Origin of the sequence: Alicycliphilus denitrificans K601 (genome assembly GCF_000204645.1) — a bacterium.
GTDB lineage: Bacteria > Pseudomonadota > Gammaproteobacteria > Burkholderiales > Burkholderiaceae_C > Alicycliphilus > Alicycliphilus denitrificans.
In genome coordinates, this window is sequence record NC_015422.1 from 3447812 (window position 1) to 3468159 (window position 20348).

General features: G+C 66.6%; 16 protein-coding genes. 9 read left to right on the forward strand and 7 right to left on the reverse strand.

Annotated features, from left to right (window positions below; genetic code table 11):
• The first annotated feature begins 389 nt into the window (after positions 1-389).
• Entirely contained in the window at positions 390-5432 is a 5043-nt protein-coding gene (locus tag ALIDE2_RS16415; protein ID WP_013722628.1) for a DEAD/DEAH box helicase, read from the forward strand.
• Between the two features lie 859 nt (positions 5433-6291).
• Positions 6292-6516 carry a hypothetical protein gene (locus tag ALIDE2_RS25050; protein WP_041701051.1) on the forward strand — a complete coding sequence of 75 codons (225 nt, stop codon included), beginning with the start codon at positions 6292-6294 and terminating at the stop codon, positions 6514-6516.
• Here ALIDE2_RS25050 and ALIDE2_RS24605 read toward each other — a convergent pair.
• Positions 6487-6717 (reverse strand): hypothetical protein, encoded by a 231-nt coding sequence (locus ALIDE2_RS24605; protein ID WP_013722630.1) that lies wholly within the window; start codon positions 6715-6717, stop codon positions 6487-6489. The two genes, ALIDE2_RS25050 and ALIDE2_RS24605, sit on opposite strands and share 30 nt — an antisense overlap.
• A gap of 126 nt (positions 6718-6843) precedes the next feature.
• Between ALIDE2_RS24605 and ALIDE2_RS16425 the strand changes: the two genes are divergently transcribed.
• Positions 6844-7356: a hypothetical protein gene (locus ALIDE2_RS16425; RefSeq protein ID WP_013722631.1), complete on the forward strand. Its 513-nt coding sequence runs from the start codon at positions 6844-6846 to the stop codon at positions 7354-7356.
• A gap of 106 nt (positions 7357-7462) precedes the next feature.
• Here ALIDE2_RS16425 and ALIDE2_RS16430 read toward each other — a convergent pair whose 3' ends face one another.
• A complete protein-coding gene (locus ALIDE2_RS16430; protein ID WP_013722632.1) occupies positions 7463-7675 on the reverse strand; it encodes a hypothetical protein in 213 nt (70 codons plus the stop codon).
• A gap of 541 nt (positions 7676-8216) precedes the next feature.
• Here ALIDE2_RS16430 and ALIDE2_RS16435 point away from each other — a divergent pair.
• Positions 8217-8525, forward strand: a complete 309-nt coding sequence (locus ALIDE2_RS16435; protein WP_013722633.1) for a DUF5983 family protein — start codon at positions 8217-8219, stop codon at positions 8523-8525.
• A 52-nt stretch (positions 8526-8577) separates the two neighbouring features.
• Here ALIDE2_RS16435 and ALIDE2_RS16440 read toward each other — a convergent pair whose 3' ends face one another.
• The gene (locus tag ALIDE2_RS16440) at positions 8578-11061 is read right to left on the reverse strand and encodes a DNA repair protein (protein ID WP_238530032.1); all 2484 of its coding nucleotides are present in this window, start codon (positions 11059-11061) and stop codon (positions 8578-8580) included.
• A gap of 199 nt (positions 11062-11260) precedes the next feature.
• Between ALIDE2_RS16440 and ALIDE2_RS16445 the strand changes: the two genes are divergently transcribed.
• Complete coding sequence (locus ALIDE2_RS16445; RefSeq protein ID WP_013722635.1) at positions 11261-11662, forward strand: DUF6088 family protein; 402 nt, start codon at positions 11261-11263, stop codon at positions 11660-11662.
• Positions 11659-12624: a nucleotidyl transferase AbiEii/AbiGii toxin family protein gene (locus ALIDE2_RS16450; protein WP_013722636.1), complete on the forward strand. Its 966-nt coding sequence runs from the start codon at positions 11659-11661 to the stop codon at positions 12622-12624. The genes ALIDE2_RS16445 and ALIDE2_RS16450 overlap by 4 nt, the downstream gene beginning before the upstream one ends.
• A 50-nt stretch (positions 12625-12674) precedes the next feature.
• Here ALIDE2_RS16450 and ALIDE2_RS16455 read toward each other — a convergent pair whose 3' ends face one another.
• Both ALIDE2_RS16455 and ALIDE2_RS16460 read right to left on the reverse strand, forming a co-directional pair.
• Positions 12675-13955 (reverse strand): metallophosphoesterase family protein, encoded by a 1281-nt coding sequence (locus tag ALIDE2_RS16455; protein ID WP_013722637.1) that lies wholly within the window; start codon positions 13953-13955, stop codon positions 12675-12677.
• A gap of 11 nt (positions 13956-13966) precedes the next feature.
• Positions 13967-15250, reverse strand: a complete 1284-nt coding sequence (locus tag ALIDE2_RS16460) for a recombination directionality factor (protein ID WP_013722638.1) — start codon at positions 15248-15250, stop codon at positions 13967-13969.
• Positions 15251-15541: 291 nt separating this feature from the next.
• Between ALIDE2_RS16460 and ALIDE2_RS16465 the strand changes: the two genes are divergently transcribed.
• Positions 15542-16495, forward strand: a complete 954-nt coding sequence (locus ALIDE2_RS16465; protein ID WP_013722639.1) for a site-specific integrase — start codon at positions 15542-15544, stop codon at positions 16493-16495.
• A gap of 5 nt (positions 16496-16500) precedes the next feature.
• Positions 16501-17745, forward strand: coding sequence for a DUF1173 domain-containing protein (locus tag ALIDE2_RS16470; RefSeq protein WP_013722640.1), 1245 nt, complete (start codon positions 16501-16503; stop codon positions 17743-17745).
• 58 nt (positions 17746-17803) lie between these two features.
• Here ALIDE2_RS16470 and ALIDE2_RS16475 read toward each other — a convergent pair whose 3' ends face one another.
• Both ALIDE2_RS16475 and ALIDE2_RS16480 read right to left on the reverse strand, forming a co-directional pair.
• On the reverse strand, positions 17804-18043 hold the full coding sequence (locus ALIDE2_RS16475) for a helix-turn-helix transcriptional regulator (protein ID WP_013722641.1): 240 nt from the start codon (positions 18041-18043) through the stop codon (positions 17804-17806).
• Between the two features lie 427 nt (positions 18044-18470).
• Positions 18471-19256: an AcaB family transcriptional regulator gene (locus ALIDE2_RS16480; protein WP_013722642.1), complete on the reverse strand. Its 786-nt coding sequence runs from the start codon at positions 19254-19256 to the stop codon at positions 18471-18473.
• A 490-nt stretch (positions 19257-19746) separates the two neighbouring features.
• Here ALIDE2_RS16480 and ALIDE2_RS16485 point away from each other — a divergent pair, with 490 nt between their 5' ends.
• Complete coding sequence (locus tag ALIDE2_RS16485) at positions 19747-20328, forward strand: hypothetical protein (RefSeq protein WP_013722643.1); 582 nt, start codon at positions 19747-19749, stop codon at positions 20326-20328.
• The last annotated feature ends 20 nt before the right edge of the window (positions 20329-20348 follow it).

The window sequence follows — 20348 nt, forward strand, 5'->3', positions numbered from 1 at the left end:
TCGACGCCATTGGCATGGTATCGCCCCACATTTCACGGTTGACTCCCGGGATGGGAAGTACGGCGCCACGGGGTTTCTTCCCGGTGGGCTGCCGCTTGCGCAGGCGCCGCGCCAGGAACTCGCGGCCCAAGCCCGCCGCGCCACATACTGATCCTCGCATCCTGGCTCCGGCCAACGCACGCCCCACGGGCGTTCCCGAGTCCGCTCGGGCGTCGCGGTCGATACCCGCCTCCACGCCACGGCAGCCCTGAGCTGTCACTTCATCACGCACTTTGTGCCATGCGCCCGCACTGCGGGCGCATGGCACCGTGCATTTGTTCATCCCATCCGGGGAGCTCGCCTCCCCCATGGGGTCGGTGCGTTCCCCGCCTTCCTTCGGAGAACCACCGATGGCACGCACCACCGCGCCTTCCCTATGGCTGCCGGGCTTCGACCCCGACGAGCCCGCGCTTCCCGATCTGTCCCCCGAGGGGGATCTGTTTGCCGAATACCTTGCGCCCGACGCGTCCCAAGCCACCGCTGCCACCAGCGCGGCCGGCGTGCTTGCTGGGACCGAAACCGACGCCGAAGTGCGCAGCGAGCGTCACAGCTCGCCCTCGCGTGCAAGCTGGCGCGTCGTCGTCGGTGCCAAGCGCGATGAGCCACGAACTCTCTGGCCACCATTGCGCCGTGAGCACCTAAGCGATCTGAACGGCGCCGTCACCAAGTTCGAAGCCAACCTCGCCGCAGCACGCGCACTGCAGAGCATCGAATTGGCGTTTCGTACCCCGGACGCCACCGAGCGCTGCCAGTTGCTGCGCTTCACCGGCTGGGGCGGCCTGCCCGCTGCTTTCAACCTGGAAGGCAACGATCCGGCCTGGCGCGCCCGCGCCGAGGAGCTGCAGGCGCTGCTGCCCGCCGACGACTACGCGTCGGCCAGGGCCTCGGTCAACAACAGCCACTACACCGAGGTTCATATGATCGAGGCCATGTGGCAGGCCGTGGAGCGCTTCGGCTTCACCGGCGGGCGCGTGCTCGAGCCCGCGGCCGGTGTCGGCCATTTCCTGGGCGCCATGCCCCGATCGCTCGCCGAGCGCAGCGCGGTCACGGCCATCGAGATCGACCGACTCTCCGGCCGGATGCTGCAGGCGCTGTATGCGCCGCATGGTGCCGACGTGCGCATTGCGCCGTTCGAGAAGGTAGCGCTGCCCGAGAACTGGTTCGACCTGGTGATCGGCAACGTGCCGTTCGGCAACTACCCCGCCGCCGACGCGGGCCCCAAGCCCTATGCACGGTTCCGGATCCACAACTACTTCTTCGGCCGCGCGCTGGACCTGGTCCGCCCCGGCGGGCTGGTGTGCTTCATCACCAGCACCGGGACGATGGAGGCCCGCGACGACGCCGTGCGCGAGTACGTGGCATCGCAGGCCAAGCTGCTGGGCGCGATCCGGCTGCCCCGGGGCGCCTTCGCCGGTCTCGCCTCGACCGATGTGCAGACCGACATCCTGTTCCTGGGCAAGCGCCACCCCGGCGAAGCCGTGAGCGGCGCCTGGATGGAACGCGTGCTGGTCCCGGACGGGCTGCGCCACCCGCGCTGCCCGCACAAGTACCTGCAGATCAACGCCTGGTACGCCAGGAACCCCGGGTTCTGCATCGGCCAGGTCACGCAGGAGAGCAACGGCTACGAGGAAGTGCCGACCGTGGCGTTCGAGGGCGACCTCGAGTCGGCGCTGGCCGAGCGCATCGCGCTGCTGCCCAGCGGCGTGTACACCCCGGCCAAGCCGGTGGTGCTGGCCTCCGTGCGTGCCGCCGTGCCGGCCGAGCCCGGCGCGCGGCCCGGGAGTTTTCGGGTCCACCACGGGCGCGTGCACCGGGTCGAAGGCGCAGAGCTGGTCGACCTGCATGACAGCCTGAATGCCACCCAGCGCGTCCGCATCGCAGGCATGTGCGCGATCCGGGACCATGCCCGGGCGCTGCTCGACGCGCAGCTGGCGCAGGACGGCGACGAAGGGCTGGCGCAGTTGCGGGCGATGCTCAACGGCACCTACGACCGCTACGTGTCGCGCCACGGCTGCCTGAGCACCCGGGCCAACGCGCTGGCATTCCGGCGCGACCCGGACTACCCGCTGCTGCTGTCGCTGGAGCACTACGACGAAGAGTCGGACACCGCCCGCAAGGCGGCTCTGTTCACCCAGCGCACGCTGCGCCGGGTGTCGGCCCCGACGGCTGTCGCCGAGCCCACCGAGGCGCTGGCGGCGTCGGTGCAGTGGCGGGGCCGGGTCGATCCCGGCTACATGGCCCGGCTGCTGTCGGCGCACGAGGACGAAGTGCTGGCCACGCTCTCCGAGGCCGGGCAGATCTTCCTGGATCCGGCCGACGACGCCTGGAAGACCGCGGACGACTACCTGTCGGGCAACGTCAAGGCCAGGCTCAAGCAGGCTGCCCTCTCGGGCCCGGCCCTGCGCCGCAATGTGGAAGCGCTGGAGCGCGTGCAGCCCGAGGACCTGCCGCCCGCTTCCATCGAGCCGCGCCTGGGCGCGGTCTGGATACCGGCGGGCGACGTCGAGGCCTTCATCCACGAAGTGCTGGAGCTCAAGGACTGCCGGGTGTCGTACTCGGCCGAGGCCGGGGCCTGGTCGGTGACCTACCCCGAATGGAGCGCCCGACACAACGTCAAGGTGACCCAGGAATGGGGCACAGCGCGGATGAACGCCATCGAGCTGGTGCAGGCCGCGCTGAACGTGCAGGTACCGATGGTGCGCGACCGCGATCCGGCCACGGACCGCTACCACGTCAATCCAGCGGAAACGCTGGCGGCGCGGGAGAAGTTCGGGTCGCTCAAGGACCGCTTCGCGGCATGGGCTTTTGAGGACAGCAAGCGCCGCGAGCGGCTGTGCCGGGTCTACAACGACCTGTTCAACGCCACGCGGCCGCGGCATTTCGATGGCTCGCACCTGAAGCTGCCGGGGTTCTCGCAGTGCTTCGAGCTGCATCCGCACCAGCGGGATTCCGTCTGGCGCGCCGTGCAGACCGGCAACGTGGGCCTGTTCCATGTGGTCGGCGCCGGCAAGACGGCGGTGTGCGTGATCGCCAGCATGGAGATGCGCCGCCTGGGGTTCCTGTCCAAGCCCTGCCATGTGGTGCCCAACCACATGCTGGCCCAGTACACGGCCGAGTTCGTGCGCCTGTACCCGCAGGCCTCGGTGCTCATGGCCGGAAAGGAGGATCTGGAGGGCGACCGCCGGCGCGAGCTGGTGTCGCGCATCGCCACGGGCGACTGGGACGCGGTGGTCATCACGCACTCGAGCTTCGAGCGCATCCGGATGTCGCCGCAATTCACCGAGGACTACATCGCGGAGGTGATCCATGAGATAGAGATGGCAGTGCGCGCCGAGAAGAGCGGTGACCGGAGCAACCGGATCATCAAGCAACTCGAAACGCAGAAGAAAAGCTGGAAGGCGCGGCTAGAGCGGCTGGCCGCCGACCAGAAGAAGGACGATCTGCTGACCTGGGAGCAGTTGGGCATAGACGGCTTGTTCGTCGACGAAGCCCACCTCTTCAAGAACCTCTATAGGTTCACGAAGATGACGCGGGTCGCGGGTCTGCCGCTCTCGAACTCGGAACGTGCGTTCGATCTGTACCTGAAGACGCGCTACACGATGAAGCTGCACGGCAACGCGCAGCGCGGCGTGGTCTTCGCGACGGCGACGCCGGTGGCCAACACCATGGCGGAGATCCACACCATGCAGCGCTACCTGCAGCCCCGGCGGCTGGAGGAGCTAGGCCTGCAGCAGTTCGACGCCTGGGCGGCGACCTTCGGGGAGTCGGTGACGGCGCTGGAGATCGCGCCGGACGGCAGCGGCTATCGCATGCACACGCGCTTCGCGCGCTTCATCAACGTGCCGGAGCTGATGGCCGTTTTCGGGGAGGTCGCGGACATTCGCACCGCCGAGATGCTGAACTTGCCGGTGCCCCAGCTGCGCGGCGGCAAGGCGCGCACGGTGGCCTGCCCTGCCAGCACGGCGCTCAAGGCCTATGTGCAGACGCTGGTGCAGCGCGCCGAGAAGATCCGCAACGGCCACGTCAATCCGACCGAGGACAACATGCTCGCGGTCACGAACGACGGCCGGGCGGCAGCGCTGGATTTTCGGCTGGTGGCGCCTGCGGCGCGGTTCGATCCTCATGGGAAGGTCGTCGCCTGTACCCGCGAGGTGCTGGCGATCTGGCAGCGCACGGCGGACTTTCGCGGCGCGCAGCTGGTGTTCTGCGACCTGTCCAGCCCAAAGGGCGGCAAGGCCTTCAGCGTCTACGAGGATCTGCGCCAGCGGCTGGTGGAGGCCGGTATTCCCGAGAAGGAGATCGCATTCATCCACGATGCGGAGACCGACGCGCAGAAGGCCACGCTGTTCAAGGCGGTCCGCGAGGGCCGCGTGCGTGTGCTGCTGGGTTCGACCGGAAAGATGGGCGTGGGCACCAACGTGCAGACGCGCCTGGTGGCGTTGCATCACCTCGATGCGCCGTGGCGCCCCTGTGACGTCGAGCAACGCGAGGGCCGCATCCTGCGCCAGGGCAACGAATGCGAGGAGGTCGAGATCTTCCGCTACGTGACCGAGCAGAGCTTCGATGCCTACAGCTGGCAGACGCTGGAAACCAAGGCCCGCTTCATCGCGCAGGTCATGCGCGGCGACAAGGGCCTGCGGGCCATCGAGGACGTGGAGCTGGCCACGCTGAGCTACGCCGAGGTCAAGGCGCTCGCTTCGGGCAACCCCATGGTGATCGAGAAGGCCGGCGTGGACGCGGAGGTGGCCAAGCTCTCCACTCTGTTCTCGGTCTGGCGCAACCAGCGCTGGTCCAACGAGAGCGAGGTGGGACGGCTGCCCATGCTGATCGAGTCGCTGGAACAGAAGCTGACGCTGCAGGCCGAGGACGCCGCCCAGGCGGAGCCCCAGACCATGGCGCAGATCGCCGTGGAGCTGGGTGGCCGGCGGATCGCTGGGCCGGATGCCGTGGGTGACGCCTTGCGCGAGCTCGTGAAAACCGCCCGCGCCGCGATCCACGGCAGAGCCCTGCTGTCGGGCCAGATCCTGGGCCGCTTCGGCGGCTTCGAGCTGGGGCTGCAGGCCATCGGCACCGAAGCTGTACCGGCGTTCTTCCTCGCGGGGCGCTGCCGCTACGACGCCGAACCCTACCAGACCGGGCCCGGGCTGGTGTCCGCGCTGCTGGCGGCGCTGGCTTCGGTCGGCGAGCAGCAGTCCAGGACGGGCGAACAGCTCGCGCTGGGGCGCAAGCGGCTGGAGGATCTCCAGCTGGAGCTGGCCCGGCCGTTCGAGCACGAGGCGCGGCTGACCTCCCTGCTGGTGCACCAGCGCGAGCTGCTCAAACAGCTCGACCTCGACAAGGACGAGGCCGGCAACGCCAGCCTGGATGGCGAAGCGATGCGCCAGGCTGCCTGAGTTCACGCCCTGCTGCCGAAAGGTGGTGGGGCGTTTTTTATTGTGCGCAATGAAATCGGACGGCGCCGGATTCCATGGCGTTTCATTCCCAGGGGATGCGCGGAACGCCCCAAGCCCATCGCGACGTGCGCATCGGCTTCAAGGCCCCGGCTGCTCGCCGCGTCCTGCCCTGACGATGTGGGGACCGGCTTCGCAGCGAGTCAACAGTCAGGCGCTGGATACGCGGGAGGATAGCCACGCGCAACCGCCGGGCCGGTCCGTCGATTGCGGTGGGTATTTCCCCGCCCGGTGAGCATGTGGCCGCGCGCTCGCCATACTGAAGGGGCTTCCCATGGACATCGCGTCCATAAAGCCTTCCTCGCGGCCTCGGCCGCGCCGAAGTTCAGCCCTGCTGGCGTCGCAGTCGTTACCTGCCCTCGAGTTCCCTGGCTTCTGCCGGGGCGGCTGCTTCGGCAGCCGAGAGCATCCGTCGGCGTCCGCGCCGACCTTTCTCCGTGACGCGCCACCTCACCGTGGCGCGTCATTGAGCAAGGGCCCTTGCCGCAAAGGCACGGGCCTTCATCCCATGCCGGCCCTCGAGGCCGGTGCCGAGCCGCTTCGCGCCAGCGAGGCATACCCGAACGGGGACCCCAGTCCCCGCCAGGGTTGGGCGTTCCCCTTTTTCACCGAAGGAGAACCCCATGTCTGCTGTCCCTGCAGCCAGAGCATCGCACCGCGTCCCGGTGCTGCTGGGCGGGACTGGCATCGCCAGTCCCCTGCCCGCTGCGCAGCGCAAGCTTGCGCTGCTGTTGCGTCCCCTGCCCTGCCTCGGCAAGTGCATGGGGCTCCCGTGTGCGGCGTGCCGTGCGGGAGGTTGACCATGCCGGTCGACTTGTACCGCCGGCGCATTGCCGCCACTGTCGTCGAACTGGCCCGGGACGATCCGTTCCTGGTCAAGGAAGTCATTGCCCGCCTGCGCACGGCGGGCGAAATCGAGGCCGACGATCTGGTCTATCTGGACCGGATCGCCGAGCGCTGGATCACGATTGCCCAGGCCAACGCACAGCGAGGCAGCTCAGCGCACCCGCGTCAAACGCACGGGTAGCGAGGCTCCCTTCGCCTGCGCCATCGCCACAGCGATCTTCTCCAGCAGTTCCGGACGTTCCTCGGCCAGCGTGCCGGCCCATTGGGCCAGCGCCTGGTCAAGATCGTCTTGCGTTCGCGCCCCGCCGACACCGATGCCGAGTTTTCGGAGTTCATCGGTTTCGGTGGGCGTGAACCGGAGTGAGTGGCCTGCACGAAGCATGTGAGGGCTTTTCAAGGCGTGTGGGATGCCAGCTTAGCAAGGCAGCACATCGCCGCAACCCCTGGGAGACTGACGCCTCCCGAACGGGGCCTGGCGCGTGCTTCCCTCCAGCAAGGAGTAACGACCATGACTCTCAACGCCACCCGCATCCGGCCGAAGCGCAACGCCATCGGCCTCGAGGAAGAGCGCGCCTGGGTGTCCTTCTACCGGCGCGCCGGCAAGGATCCGGCGATCGCTGCTGAAGTGGCGGCCCAGCTCGAAGCCGACATCGAAATGAAGCGCGAGCACCTGGCGCTGTATCTGTGCTGCCGCGAATCGCTGCGCCTGCACCAGGCCCGCGAGGCGCGCAACCAGCGCTTCGGGCAGTTCGTGCGCTGGCTGCTCAGTGGACTGTTCGTCCGACTCCCCGCCAACGCGCGCCGCGCCATCGGCCGGGGAAGTGATCTCGCCGCAGCGTGTCTGCCCGAAACCGGCGCCGAGCCGGCCGCTGCGCAGGTTCAGCGTTTGAGCAAAAGCCCCAAGGTTCGCGCCGCACGCGCGGCGTTCCAGGCGCCACCAGCCGCTGCAGAGACACCCGCCCAACCGGCGGCTGTCAAAGTAATGGATGCGGCACCCCGAGCGGCTCAGGCCAACGGCTGAGCCTGGCACCCAGTTCTCCTGGCCCATGGCCGGGAGGACTCGGTGTTTCTGCCGCGATAGGCAGGCCATCAGGCAGAACACCTCCATCCCCACCGCGCTCACGCCATCAGGCCGCCAGGCAACGCGCAATCTCCTGGTCGATCATCCAATGCAGGAACTGCGTGTCGTGTGACACGCCCCAATAGTGCGCCTTGCACTTCGCCACATACGCATCGAGATCCGCGCGCGTGCGGATGCCGGCCGGTTCGATGTCGGTCAGCCATCGGAAATGCTCGATTTCCTTGCTCGTCAAACGGATCTGCGCCCCTAAGCGGATCATGGTGAAGCCTCTTGATAGCCACCATACTGACGCCAAAAAACAAACTTTAGGGCGAATAAGCAGAGCCTGATCAAAAAATATCTGGAGTGACACCGGAGTAACTTTTGAGTGTCACAAGACCGTCAGTGGCATGCATCAGACTCTCTCGGCGTTGACGCTTCGCGACACCGCGTGCAATTGCCATCCGAATTCGGCAATGAATGAGAGGTTTATCACCGCGGTTTACGGCCTGCACACGTTTTCCCCCTTGTGACGCAGCGAGGCCAGGGCGACACTGCCCAAACCCACTTTCTATTCAGATAAAGGCCCTCCGGCCAGTCGCCGGCGCCGCAATCGCTACTTGCAAAGACCACCGTGCCGACAACCGTTGCGCACCACCTTCCCGCCGGGGACGCCGTCCTCGTGCAGCACCGCATCAGCGGTGCCGAAACCATGTTTCTGGGAACGTTGATATTCATGGTGGCCTCCCTCTGCAGGGTTGGCGAAGTCCACAAGACTTCCCCGATCCCATGCCGGCATTGCCCCACAAGGAGCGACCCCCATGCACACCCAATGCATTGAGCAGTTACGCGAATTGGCAGAACCTCTGGCGGCGCTTTCGCTGAACCATCTCACACCAGCCACGCGGCAAAAGCTGCGAGACGACGAACTGTCCGTCAATGCCTACCCGACTGACTTTGGCGGCTTCGTCTTCGTAGGATCACCGTGCTATCGCTCGCCTGCGGAATCCGACCTGGCAACGATTTTCGAGGCCGCCGAGCGAGCCGGAATCGTCTGGCTCAAATTCGACAGCGAGGCCCCCGCCGTCGAGGGACTGCCGATCTTCTCTCCCCAAGATCCCCTCTTGTGAGAACGCCCCCGGTGCCGACTCGGCGCCGGGGACTGGCCCACCTCCATCGCCATTACCCGACGGGAACGGCACCGGCGTCCATCCGCAGCGCCTCCAGGTCAATCACTGCATCTGCCATGCCCGCCAACTCGGGCGTCTGCGAGACGAAGAACTCGCGCCGGTAGCCTCCGAGCCGCAACACCTCCCGCTTCATTGCTCCGAACATGCGCTTGCGTTCCGGATCGAGCGCGCCATCGGCCTCGTCCGAGAACAGCGTTTCATAGCGATGCTCGCTGGTCTGCGCCAGGTACAGCGCCACGGCCCGCACCAGGGATTCGTTGATCCAGACCCTCTCCCCTCCGGACATCAGCCGCACACTCTTGCTTTCCCCTGATTCGGCGTCGTGCACCACGATGTCGAAATCCTCCCGCTTCTCCCCCTTGACGGTCTCCGCCTGCGTGACGATGGAGACGGTGAAGCGCGGGCCGTAGCAGGCCAGCAGCAGATCATTCGCCAGAGCCGACAAGGCCGGCCCCGCGTCGTCGATCGCCAGGGCGATCAGGCCGTCATTGCTCATGCAGCGCGCCAGCAGGGTCCAGTCGCCGATGGCGCTTTCGATAAGCTGGCTGCGCCGACGGGCCGCCGCCTGGCGTTCGGACAATGCTTCCCGCTGCTGGTGCAGTGCGGCCAGGCTCTGCACCTGTTGGAGGGCTTGCACATGGGCGCGCTGCGCGGCCTCGTGCACGGTGACGGCGTCATCCAGGGCCGTATTCGCTGCGGACAGAGTATTGTGGTCGAAGGGCTCGGGCAGCGTTGCCAGCACGCCATCCAGTCGGGCCAGCGCTTGCTGCAGTCCGGCCGACTGCTGTTGCCGCTGTGTGCCGATGGCTTGCATCGCCGCCGTGATGGCTTCCCGTTCCTCCCGCTCTGCGCGGGCTTCGGCCGAACCGTCCTCGCCGCCGGCCACACCGAGGCCTGTCAGCTCGTCCCGCGCATCGGCAAGACGCTGCCGGGCCACCTCCATGTCGTCGGCCTTCGCTGCAAGCAGCGCCAGCGTGGATGCCCGGCCCCGTGCACGCTCCAGGTTCCGCTCTGACAGCTCCAACTGGGCCCCAACGGAATTCAAGGCCAAGACGCGTGCCTTGACGGCCCGGCCCTCACGCTCGACCCCGGCCTTCTCGTCGGCCAGCCGCTGCAGCACCGCATCGGCGCTGGGAATCAGCGCCTGGGCTTCGCGAGCGTCGGCTAGCAACTGGCAGCGCCCTTGCAGCGGCATGCCGCTGCAGGGCACCTCGGCGGTCAGGCCGAAACGGCGCCGCAGTGCCTGCGTCTGCAGGGCCGCCTGCCCCGCCTCGCGCTCGATGCCTTGGACCCGCTGCGCCAGCATCCGCAATTGGCCGCGGGCCTGCTCCCGGTCTGCCAATTGAATCCTCGCCAGACGAACACGCTCCGCGCGCTGCGCCAGAAGGTGCTCGGCCAGCGGCAGGCGCCGAACCGCGCGCCGCACCAGAGGTTCACTAGCCAGCAAGGCATTGCACTGCGCTTGCACGCCCTCCAGACGCTCCCTGCGCTGTCCGGCCTGGGCCTGCCGCTGAGCTACTCGCCGGGCCAGGCGTTCCAACCGCAGGCCCTCGCCGGTCTCCCGATCCGCCAGCTCCTGCATCGCGCTGCGAGCAACGGTCTGCGCCGCTTCCCGCTCCGCGAGCAGTTGGGCCCGCCGGGCATCGGCCTCACGGGCGTGGTCACGCTGCGCGGTGACCTGGGCGCAGACCTGCCGAGCGACTTCCAGTTCGGTGGCCGCGGCCGTCACGGCGTCCTGCGCTCGTCCGGCCAAGGCCGGTGCATCCGCAACTTCGTCCCATGCGGCCGCCAACCGGCTGGCCTCGGCTTCCATGCCGAGCGCATCCTGCCGCACCGCTGCCAACCCCGCCTTCAGGAGTTTGGCGGTGTCACCAGCCTTGCGGCCCAGTTCGCGGATGTGCTCCTGGCCCAGCAGGTCGGCCAGCAGTGTCTTGATTTCCGCGTTGCGGTAGTCGCTGAGCTGGCGCTTGCCCTGGGCGCCGAAGACCGAGGTGAAGAAGGTATCGGCGCTGCCGCACAGATGCTCTACGCAGCGCGTATAGGTGTCCACCTTGCCGTCCGATACCGTGCCGTCCTCCAAGATGACCGGGCGCCATGCTCCCGTATCCGAGAGCACAAACAGGAAGGCTTCCGTCCGGCGCCGGCCATTGAGCCGGATCACGATCTGGGAGCGATAGCTGCGCCCTTCCAAGGCCCAGACCAGATCCTTCTCGTTCTCCGGGAGGAAGACGTGGTCGTAGTAGCTGAAGCCGCCCGCACCCGCCGCTGCCGCGCGCGAAGGCATGGTGAGGTAGGGGTGCATGTTGTCGAGTACCGTGGTCTTGCCACGCCCGTTAGCGCCGGCGATGGCGACCAGTTCGGCCCCATCGCACAGGGCCTCGAAGTCCAGGGTCAGGACATCCAGCCCCAGGCCATCGCGGATGCCGCGAAAGCCCTTGAGGGTCAGGGAAAGAAGTTGCATGGCGATGATCTCCATGGATTGGTGCAATCCAGTTTCCCGTGAGGCCGGCGGAGATCAAGGGCTTGAAAGCGCCGATGGCCTTCTCTGTCGCCCATCGAACGGATGCTTCAGAAAATGAGCGAGTCAAGATCAAAAATCCCTTTTACAGACAGCAACTTACGGAAATCTGCAAGAGAGGTAAAATAGCCCTCCAAGGATCCACTGCTCCGCTGCCATGAACACACTCAACCGCATCAAACGCTCTGTTGCCAACCGCAGCGACGACGTGCTCCTGCGCAGCGAGTTCGATCAGTTCGGCAGTGCTGCGCAGGTGGGCCGCGCTCTGCGCGAACTGCTGATGGACGGCACGCTGGTGCGCCTGGGCCTGGGCGTCTACGCCAAGGCCAAGCCGAGCGTGCTGACCGGCAAGCCCATTCCGGTACGGCCGCTGGAGGTTCTGGCCCCGGAGGCGCTGAATAAGCTGGGAGTGGCCGTCATGGCCAGCCGCCTGACCCAGGAGTACAACGCCGGGCGCAGCACCCAGGTGCCCGCGGGCATCGTCTTCAACGTCGGACGGCGCCGTATCGCCCGCAAGCTCGGCTTCAACGGCAAGGCGATCCAGTACGAACACGCATGAGGGTACTGGCGCCCGAGCGGCGGGAACTGATCGAGGCGCTGGTCGCGGAAGCGGCGCCTGGCGGGATTACGGCGGGCTTGTTGGAAAAAGACGAGCACCTGACCGATGCGTTGCGGGCCCTGTTCGCCTTGCAGCCCGAAGGCGTGCAGCTGGTGTTCTGTGGCGGCACCAGCTTGTCGAAGGCCTATGGGCTGATCGAACGCATGTCCGAGGACGCGGATCTGAAGGTCGTACTCCCCGATGCCGGTCAGGCCTCCCGCGCGGAAACCCGCCGCCGGCTTTCCGCGCTGAAAGCCCTGGTGACCGAAACGCTGGCCGGCATCGGCCTGGTCGAAGACCCCGCCAAGGAATTGGCCTTCAACGAGAACCGGTACTTCTGCAGCGAATGGAGCTACGCGCGGCACTATGGCTCCGCTGCGGGGCTGCGCCCTCACCTGCAGATCGAATTGACGGCACGCACCCCGGTTCTGCCTGCGCAAGTCTGCCGCATCACCACACTGGCCGACCAGCTCGCCGGCCGCAGCGATCCAGCCTTCGAGGCGCTGGTGGTCGCCGTGGCCGAGACGGTCGCGGAGAAAGTCCTTTCGTTCCTGCGCCGCTACGCCCAGCATCGCGCCGGGCTGATGCGCCAAGCCTGGGATACGGCCCTGGTACGGCACCTGTACGACGTGCACAGCATTCTCCAGCGCCAGCCCGAAGTGCTGGCCGATGCCCGGCGGGCATTCCCCGTGCTGGTCGCGGGCGACCAGAAGGAGTTTGGCGTCCAGTTCCCGGACTTTGCCGCGGCACCCCATCAGGTGCTGAGCGGCGCGCTGCGGCAAGCCCGTGCGGATACGAAGATCCAGGCGGAATTCACCGGCAACCTGCTGCCCCTGGTCTATGGCGGTGGCACACCGGCATTCGAGCAGGCATTCGGGGACTTTGAGAAGGTGGCGGCCACGCTGCTGGACACGCTGCGCTGACCGGCCTGTCCCCATCGCGCACAGCCGTCCCGGATTGGGACGGCGGATCCTCAGACCAGTTCGCTCAGCGGTTCCTGCAGCGCATGGCACGTCGAGGACGTTGAGTCCGTAGCGCTTCCGATCAGCCTTGCCGCGATGACCTCGGGCTGCGCGTGGTCCAGCGCGGCCATGCAGGCCAGCAGGGGTTCGGGGCGAACCTCGGCCACCTTCGCCCAGGCGCGCAGCTTGTCTTCCAGGTGTGGCAGTTGGGAGATGCCGGCCGCGCGCGTGCGCACCACAGGTACGATGCGCCCCTCCAACTTGGCCTCAGCCGCGCCTGCCAGCATGCGCTGGATCGCCTCGCGGTCGACCGCGCCGCGGTCCTCGTCCGCGACGGTCCAGCGCACGCGCACGCTGGCGCCCGTCACGTCCTGGCGCGCGATTGCGTCTCGCAGTTGGTCAAGATCCGGGCGCCCTTCGAAGACGATGTCGACGGTGCGGCGCGCTGGCGTGGCTTCCAGCGTGCAGCGCGCATCGTCGGCACCGACTTCCCAGACCAGAAAACCCTTCTCGCCCTCCTCGCCGTAGTGGAAGCGACCGATCGACCCAGGATAGGCGATGAGCTGCTCTCCTCGGTCACCCTGTCTGCTCCAGGCCTGGTGCCGGTGGATGTGGCCAAGCATGAAGGCCTGGGCCTCGGCCGCGAAGAGCGCGCCAGTCGTGAACTCGTGGTCGAAGCCCGCCATCGGCACGCCGTGCTCGCTCACGCAGCCGAACACCGTCCCGTGCGACACGCCGATCGTGGGCAGGGCCCGACCGCGCGCCAGCCGGTGGGTGGGCGCCCAGCCGGCCAGCAGGCGCTCCAGGTGCTCGCCAACGGCCTCGGCGGCATCCACCGCCCCGACCGCAGCCGCCAGCTCTGCCCTGTTGACAGTCGGCAGGCAGGAAAACAAGGCGACGGCATCGCTGGGCAGCACCTCAAAGCGCCAGTCGGGGGAGCGCTGCCAGCCCCGCCCGCGCGTCAGCACCGCCTGCCCGATGCCTTCGGCCACATGGATGGGATGGCGGCCGCCCAGCGCCCGGAAGATCCCGAGTGTGCCCGGCGGCTCGTGGGAGTAGGTTCCCTGCAGCAGCAGCACGGGACAGTGATCGGCGAGCCGCCGCACCTGCTCCACCAGCCGCCGGGCCGCCGGGGCGTGCAGGTCGAGCGCATGGTCGGTGGCATCCCCAGAGATGACGGCGGCGTCGACGCCGAGCGACGCCGCGCGGTCGATGGCCGCGCCGAAGCAGAGGTCCGCCTCGGCCAGCGTCCGGCTGCCGTAGTGCAAGTCGGAAAAATGGGCAATGCGCATGGTCGTCTCCTTCACGCCGACGCGCGCAACTCGACGTCGATCTTGTCGGCGTAGCCCCGCGGATCGTTACGGTAGCGCTCCAGTTCATCCCAGGCCCGGCCCCTGCCATGCGGGTTGACCCGCCAGCCACGGCCCCATCGGCGATCCGCATAGGCCTGGTAGCGCTCCACCGGCAGACCGATGCCCCGCACGCGCGCCAGCAACTGCTCCAGCGTCGGGCGGCCCGGGGACGGCTCCGCCGTCTCCGAACCGTCAATGTCGTACTCCTCTGCCCGCGTCTGCACCTCGTCAAGGCCTTGCCCGCCAACTGCTGTACCGTCGAGGATCTGGGTCGCCAGGCGGGCTTGCTGGACGATCGCCTCCTCGTCTTCGTGGTCGCGCAGGAGCGCCGTCACGTCCACGGGTGCCTCGAGCACGATGATCCACTGGGGCACGCGCACCGCCCGTCCCTGGTCATCGATGTGCGGCACCTCCTTGAGCACCTTGGTCAGGAAGAAGGTCGTGCGGTCGCGTCCCAGGAATCCGGAAATGCGCCCACCGCGCATTTGGGCGATGGCCTGGAAGCGCTGGATGGCGGCACTCATCGCGTAGAAACTCGTGGTGGGCAGCTCCAACGCGCTGATCGAACGGATGCCGGGAATGAAGAACAGGAAGCGGCCCGTGAGATTGCACTGGCGGGCCTGGTATTCGGGGCAAGACTCCGGGTTGCAGATGCCGCCGTTTTCCTCCCGGGGCATGGTCTTGCGCCCGCCGAAGATGCGGATCGTGCGCCGCCCGGTGTGGTCCACCGGCACCGGTGCATGGCGCATGCAGTGGCGCACCAGCCCATCGGGCGAATACTGCGACCAGAATCGCTTTTCGTGCGTGCTCCAAGCCGCCAGCTCGTGCGGCATCACGGTCTGCCAGTGGTCGGACGGGAAAACGACCGGGAAGCGGTACAGCCGATGGCCCTGCCCCCGATCCTCGCCGTAGGTGTCGAGAATCTCGCGCGCGATTTCCGGGTTGGGGAAGTCCACTCCGCGCACCGTGAACCACGGTACGTTGCGCGGCACCAGCGGGGACTTGAGCTGGGGCAGCGCCTGTGCCAGCGCCCTCTCGATCGCCTCGAACGATCGCCCTTCGGCCACGCCCTGGGTGTAGATGGCCTTGGCCTCGGGTTGCTCGGCCGCCTTGCGCGTGAGCACCATGATGCCCGGGCGGATCTTGCCGCCGATGGGGATGCGCGCGGGGGCCTGGCCCAGCAAGGTCGGCAAGGAGTCCGGTCCGCCCTGCACCGTGATAATGGCTTGTGCCATGGAGTGCTCCTTCATGAACATCGGGACATTCCGATGGTTCATGCTCTCGCGCATATGGCCGTCATCAACCCTTGGCACCGGCTTGCAGCTGATCGCGCAGCTGTAAGCCGATAGACCCAACATTCCCGAGTTGAATCTTCAAGATTGCCCAAGGCGTAGCGTTGACGGACAGGGCACACACTTGGCTGATGCCGAAACCCCCTGCATTTCGCCGCGGTTTCGGCTGGCGCGCAGTCAAGCAACTGTTCAGCATGGATCCATGGCCAAGCTGGAGCAACAAGGAGCGATAGCGTGCAAGTGGAGGAAACCATCGAACCCGAAGAGGGAACACCGCAAAGTTCCTGGGCGCTCGCGATCGCGATGCTGCGTGGCGTTCTGAACGGTGACACCTACGACGCCGTCGCATCCCGACATGGCATCACGCGCACGGCCGTCGAACGGCGCATCAAGGCCGTCGCCATCCATGTCGCCTCCACCGCCGGCATCGCGGGACTGAATGCCGAGGGAGCGACCTTCGTTCGGCGTCTCCGGCTGCATCGCGACGCCATCCACGACGCCTTGGACAGACTGGGCACCGAACCACCTGCCCATGCACGGCATATTCGCGTTCTCACCGATCAGGAAATCAGCTCAGGTGCCGTGCGCATTCGAGGGCGCAGTCAGCAGCCCCACGAAGATCTCGCCCTTTACTACATCCTGCTCGCCACGGGCGCCCGGCCGCTGGAGATCGCTCGCCTTGAAGTCCGCGACTATCTCCATGCCGACGGCACGGTGCGCCGAATCTCGTCTGTCCGGCCCGAGGTCGCCATCACCGGGAAGGAGCGTCCGCTTTTCTTCTGCAGCACGCGGCTCGAGGAAGCCTTGAACGCCTACCTGGCAGAACGCGTTGCCGCCCGACAGGGGTTGGGCTCAGGCGGGTGGTACCGAGGACTCGACCCCGCCAGCCGGCTCTTTCTGTCCGCCAATGGCCAGGGCTTCGAGATCAAGCCCTATGGGTCGAATGGCCAGAAGCGGTTCCGGTGCCGTGCCATACAAGAAACCTACCGCAAGCTTTTCCGCTACGCCGAACTCAAGCAGGTGACCGCGCTCACGGTCCGCCATACCGTGGCCGACCGCCTCTATGCAAGAGGCGCGGACGAATCCCAGATAGGACTGCTGCTGGGCATCGCCGACCGCAGTGCGGTACGGGAGCAATTCCCCCGCCGTCTGCCATCGCTGGACACCCTGACCACCGATCTGGTGTAGCGGCCATGAACGGGATCACAGCCGTTCCGGCCCCGGATGAGCAACGATTCTCCATCCGTGGCCAGATCTGGCAGATCACCGATCCGGGCCTGCAAGAGGCCCTCGCCCAGATTCATGACACGGCGGAACGGCCGCGTTGCCTGTGCGTGCCCGATGGGGTCGAGATGTACGTGGCACGGCACCGTCAATACCTCGTGAAACGAATGCCGGACACCGGCAAGTCCCATCATCCACTGTGCCCATCGTATGAGCCCGACAACGCCTATTCGGGACTGGGTGACTTGGTGGGCGACGCCGTGCTCGAAACGCATCCGGGCCATGTCGAGCTTCGCGTCGACTTTCCGTGGACGCGCGTTCATAGGCGGGCTGTGGCGCGCGGCGAGCCGGACGAGCCGGGAGAGGTTTCGGTACCGCGCAGGCGCATGACCCTCAGAGCCGTCACGCACTTCCTGTTCGAACGGGCGGGCTTCAACCGGTGGACACCGGCGATGTCCGGGAAACGCAATCAAGGGGTGCTGTGCAAGTACCTGCTCGAAGCCGCTGCGGAGATCGAGGTCAAGGGCAAGTGCCTGGCCGAAAGGCTCTACGTCCCCGAGCCCTTCAGCGAACCCGCAAAGGCTGATATCGCGCGGCGTCGGCGTGCCAAGTTGGCAGTGCTGCAACCCCATGACGGCCAGGCACCGCTCGCGCTGGTGATCGGCGAGTTCAAGACCTGCGAGCGCGGTGACAACGGCTGCCGCATCTGGATCCGCCACATGCCGGATGCTCCGCTTCTGATGGACTCACGCGCGTGGGATCGCCTGGCTCGCACCTACGCGGCCCTGCTGGAAGCGCGCGATGCAGATTCCGGCCACCCCGTCCGGCTCGTCATGGCGGCGCTGATCCACGCCCGGCGGGAGTTCACCTACGAGATCGACGCTGCCAGTCTGATGCTGGTCAGCGAGCAGTGGATTCCCGTGGATGGCATCCACGAACTCCCCCTCGTCGATGCCTTGATCGCGCAAAGGCGGCGCTTTCTCAAACCGTTGCGCTATGACGCCAAAGCTGCGGCAGCCTTCCCCAATGCTCTGCTGCTGGACTGCGGCACCACACTCGTCCCTTTGCATCTGACCAGCGAATTCATGAACCCAAGGGACCGGGCCCTGAAGCAAAAAGCGATTCTCGCTGGCGGAATTTCAAACGCGTGGCATTGGCATACCGCCAATCCGATGCCGTCACTGCCTCCCAAAGCATCGGGCCAGCGCCTCTGACCGTCGCCTGAGGTTCCGGTTGCTCACGCATCCACTGCAGCCGGAACACGCCAGTCGTTCAATCCTGCTCGGCAATCCATCGCCGTACATCCTCTACGCGCCATGCCGTGATCCCAACCGACAGGCGAATCGGGGCGGGGAATACCCCTTCGTTGACACGCCGCCAAAGCGTGGACTTGGAAAACGGGACGAAGCTCAGCAGCAGCTTCTGGCGGACGAATCCCGTATCGGGCAGCCTGGGCCGCTGCGCCTGAAGTCCGGCGGGCGCAGCGGGAGAAGTGGTCGAGGTAACTTGCATGATCATTCCTTGTCTTGGCGAATGCCAAAGGTGCAGGGGCATGACCAGCTCTGTCGCAGCGAAGTCGGTCTTGAAAGGCTTTCGCTGCCGAGGAACGCAGGACTCCTACCTCTGTGCAGGCGTTCCATTCAGGCACAGGGCAATGGGTGTATGAGGTTTGAATCAGCAGATCACGAACACATTCCGGCCGCAAAGCGCAGAGCAACAGGAACAGTGTTCAATACATGGGGCCGAGTGGGAACGCGGCCTGAAGGCAGGTGACGACTGCGACGCACTTGGCTTGCCAAGTGGACTGCGGGGCGAAGGTGCAATCTCAGCCCCTGTGCATCACTTTACCCGCGCAGGCCCATGCCGTACCGGCTGCATTCAACGCGGCGCGGGCAAACGGCCCCACGCGCAGCCGGTTGTCCGTGGAGACGTCACGATGCTATGCCGGATCCACCGTGACGGCGTCGGCCTCTGAAGACGAAGGTGGTGCGATGTCGTCGGCCCCAGCCACGCCCTGCGCTGCGTCGGCCTCCACCAGGAGACTGGCTGCGACATCGTCTGCTGGCGGCGCTTCGCCGGGTTGGGAGCTCTCCGCTTCGCCCGCACTTCCAGCATCACCGGCAGTGCGGCGCGCGTCGAGCGCATTCATCTCCCGCCGCAGGCGTGTCGCCAGGTTGCGCGCCCCGTTCGCCACGTCACGCACCTTGCGCTTGAGCGCGGCCCGTTCGACATCGACGGCCTGCTGGGTGATGATTTCGTGGATCTCGAGCGTCTGCAGCAGCGGCATCAGCTGATCGAGCTTGCCCAGGATTTCCAGATACCGGCGGCTGCTCGACGAGAGCACCCCCACCTCCAGATCCAAAGGGACGGTGTCGTAGGTCGCGGTGCTGGTGATGCCATTCGCATGGAACAGGGCCTCGGCACCGTCGATCGCCTTGTTGAGATCCTCGGCAACCTTGTCCATCTGCGACCGGATCAGCGCCTCGACCTTGCTGACGTCGTCGTGGTTCAGCCGGGTGCGCGAGATCACCGAGATGAAATGAATGCCCAACTGGAAGGTGTTGAAGTAGCGGATGAACAGGCGCTTGCCCTCGGCACTGGCAAAGCTCGCCTTGATCTTCAACGAAGCCGCTTCGACGCGGCGGAAGTCGGCCTTGGTTTCCTTCGCGAGGATGCGGGCGTTGACCCCCCCTTGGTCGTGCTTGACGAAATCAATGTCGGCCATGATCGAGTTCTCCTGAGGCAGCGCTGCCCGGATCAATGATCGGCCATGCAGCCACGGGTCGCCACGCGAAACGGCCACGAAGTCAGGCTGCTTTCGGCATTGGCGCGCATTGCCTGCACCTCAGGCATTGACGCGCAAGGGGCGGCCCTCTACTGTGCGAAGCATGCAGTAGCTGGCCCTGCACCCCTGGCAAGCCCTGGAGTTTCCATCGACACGGTCTGAGCGCGATGCGCGGGATCGCTGTCTCCACGTAGCGCTTCCCGCAGGCGGCTTTCGAGGCCGGCCCCGAGGGTAGCAATGCCCTCGGCCTGGCGCCGAAAGCTTCCCCCGCCGGTCGCTGGCACACCGGCCCCATGGCGCATCCCGCCGTGACCCAAGCCAGCCCAGGAATCTCCGATCCGTCTCGCGGATCCGTCCACCCATCCACCCCTTGGGGCTCATCGCCCCTTGATTGGTGCGTTGGCTCCTGTTTTTCTCCAAGGAGCCAACCATGCTGCACCCCAGCGTCGCACCCAAGTTCCGAGCTGCTTCCTCCGTCTACTCCGAGCCATCGCGGCCTTTCTTCCACGTCTTGCTCGACAGGCTTCAAACCGATGCCTCGGCGGCCACAACGGCCACAGCCTTGGCCTCGCTGGATGCGGACCAAGGCTCTCCCATCGAATGGAGCGAGGAAGACGTCGTGCTGCTTCACTGGCGGCTGCTCAAGGAAATCGGCCGCCTGGCCGATCCCGAGACACCGCTGGAAGAGAAGTTCGACACCTTGCGCTGGGTCTTCACCGAGCGCGACAAGGACCTCCGGCCCTTCAGCTTCGTGTCCTGCCTGCGCGTGGTGGGCTGCAGCCCCCTGTCGCCCCTGCCGTACTGCGGCCTGGTCGATGTCGAGGAAGTGCGCGACTTCATCCGTCTCGCCATCCCCCACTGGCTGCAGCAGACCCTGAAGCGCTACCCCACCTGGGTACGCGAGGCCATCGTGGACCACCCCGACTGGGTGGAAGAGCGACTGGCCCGCAACCCGCAATGGATCAACGAAGAAGTCAGGCGCTTCGCCAGCGAGGGCGACCTCTTCGCCTGACTGCCCATCAACCCCGTCCG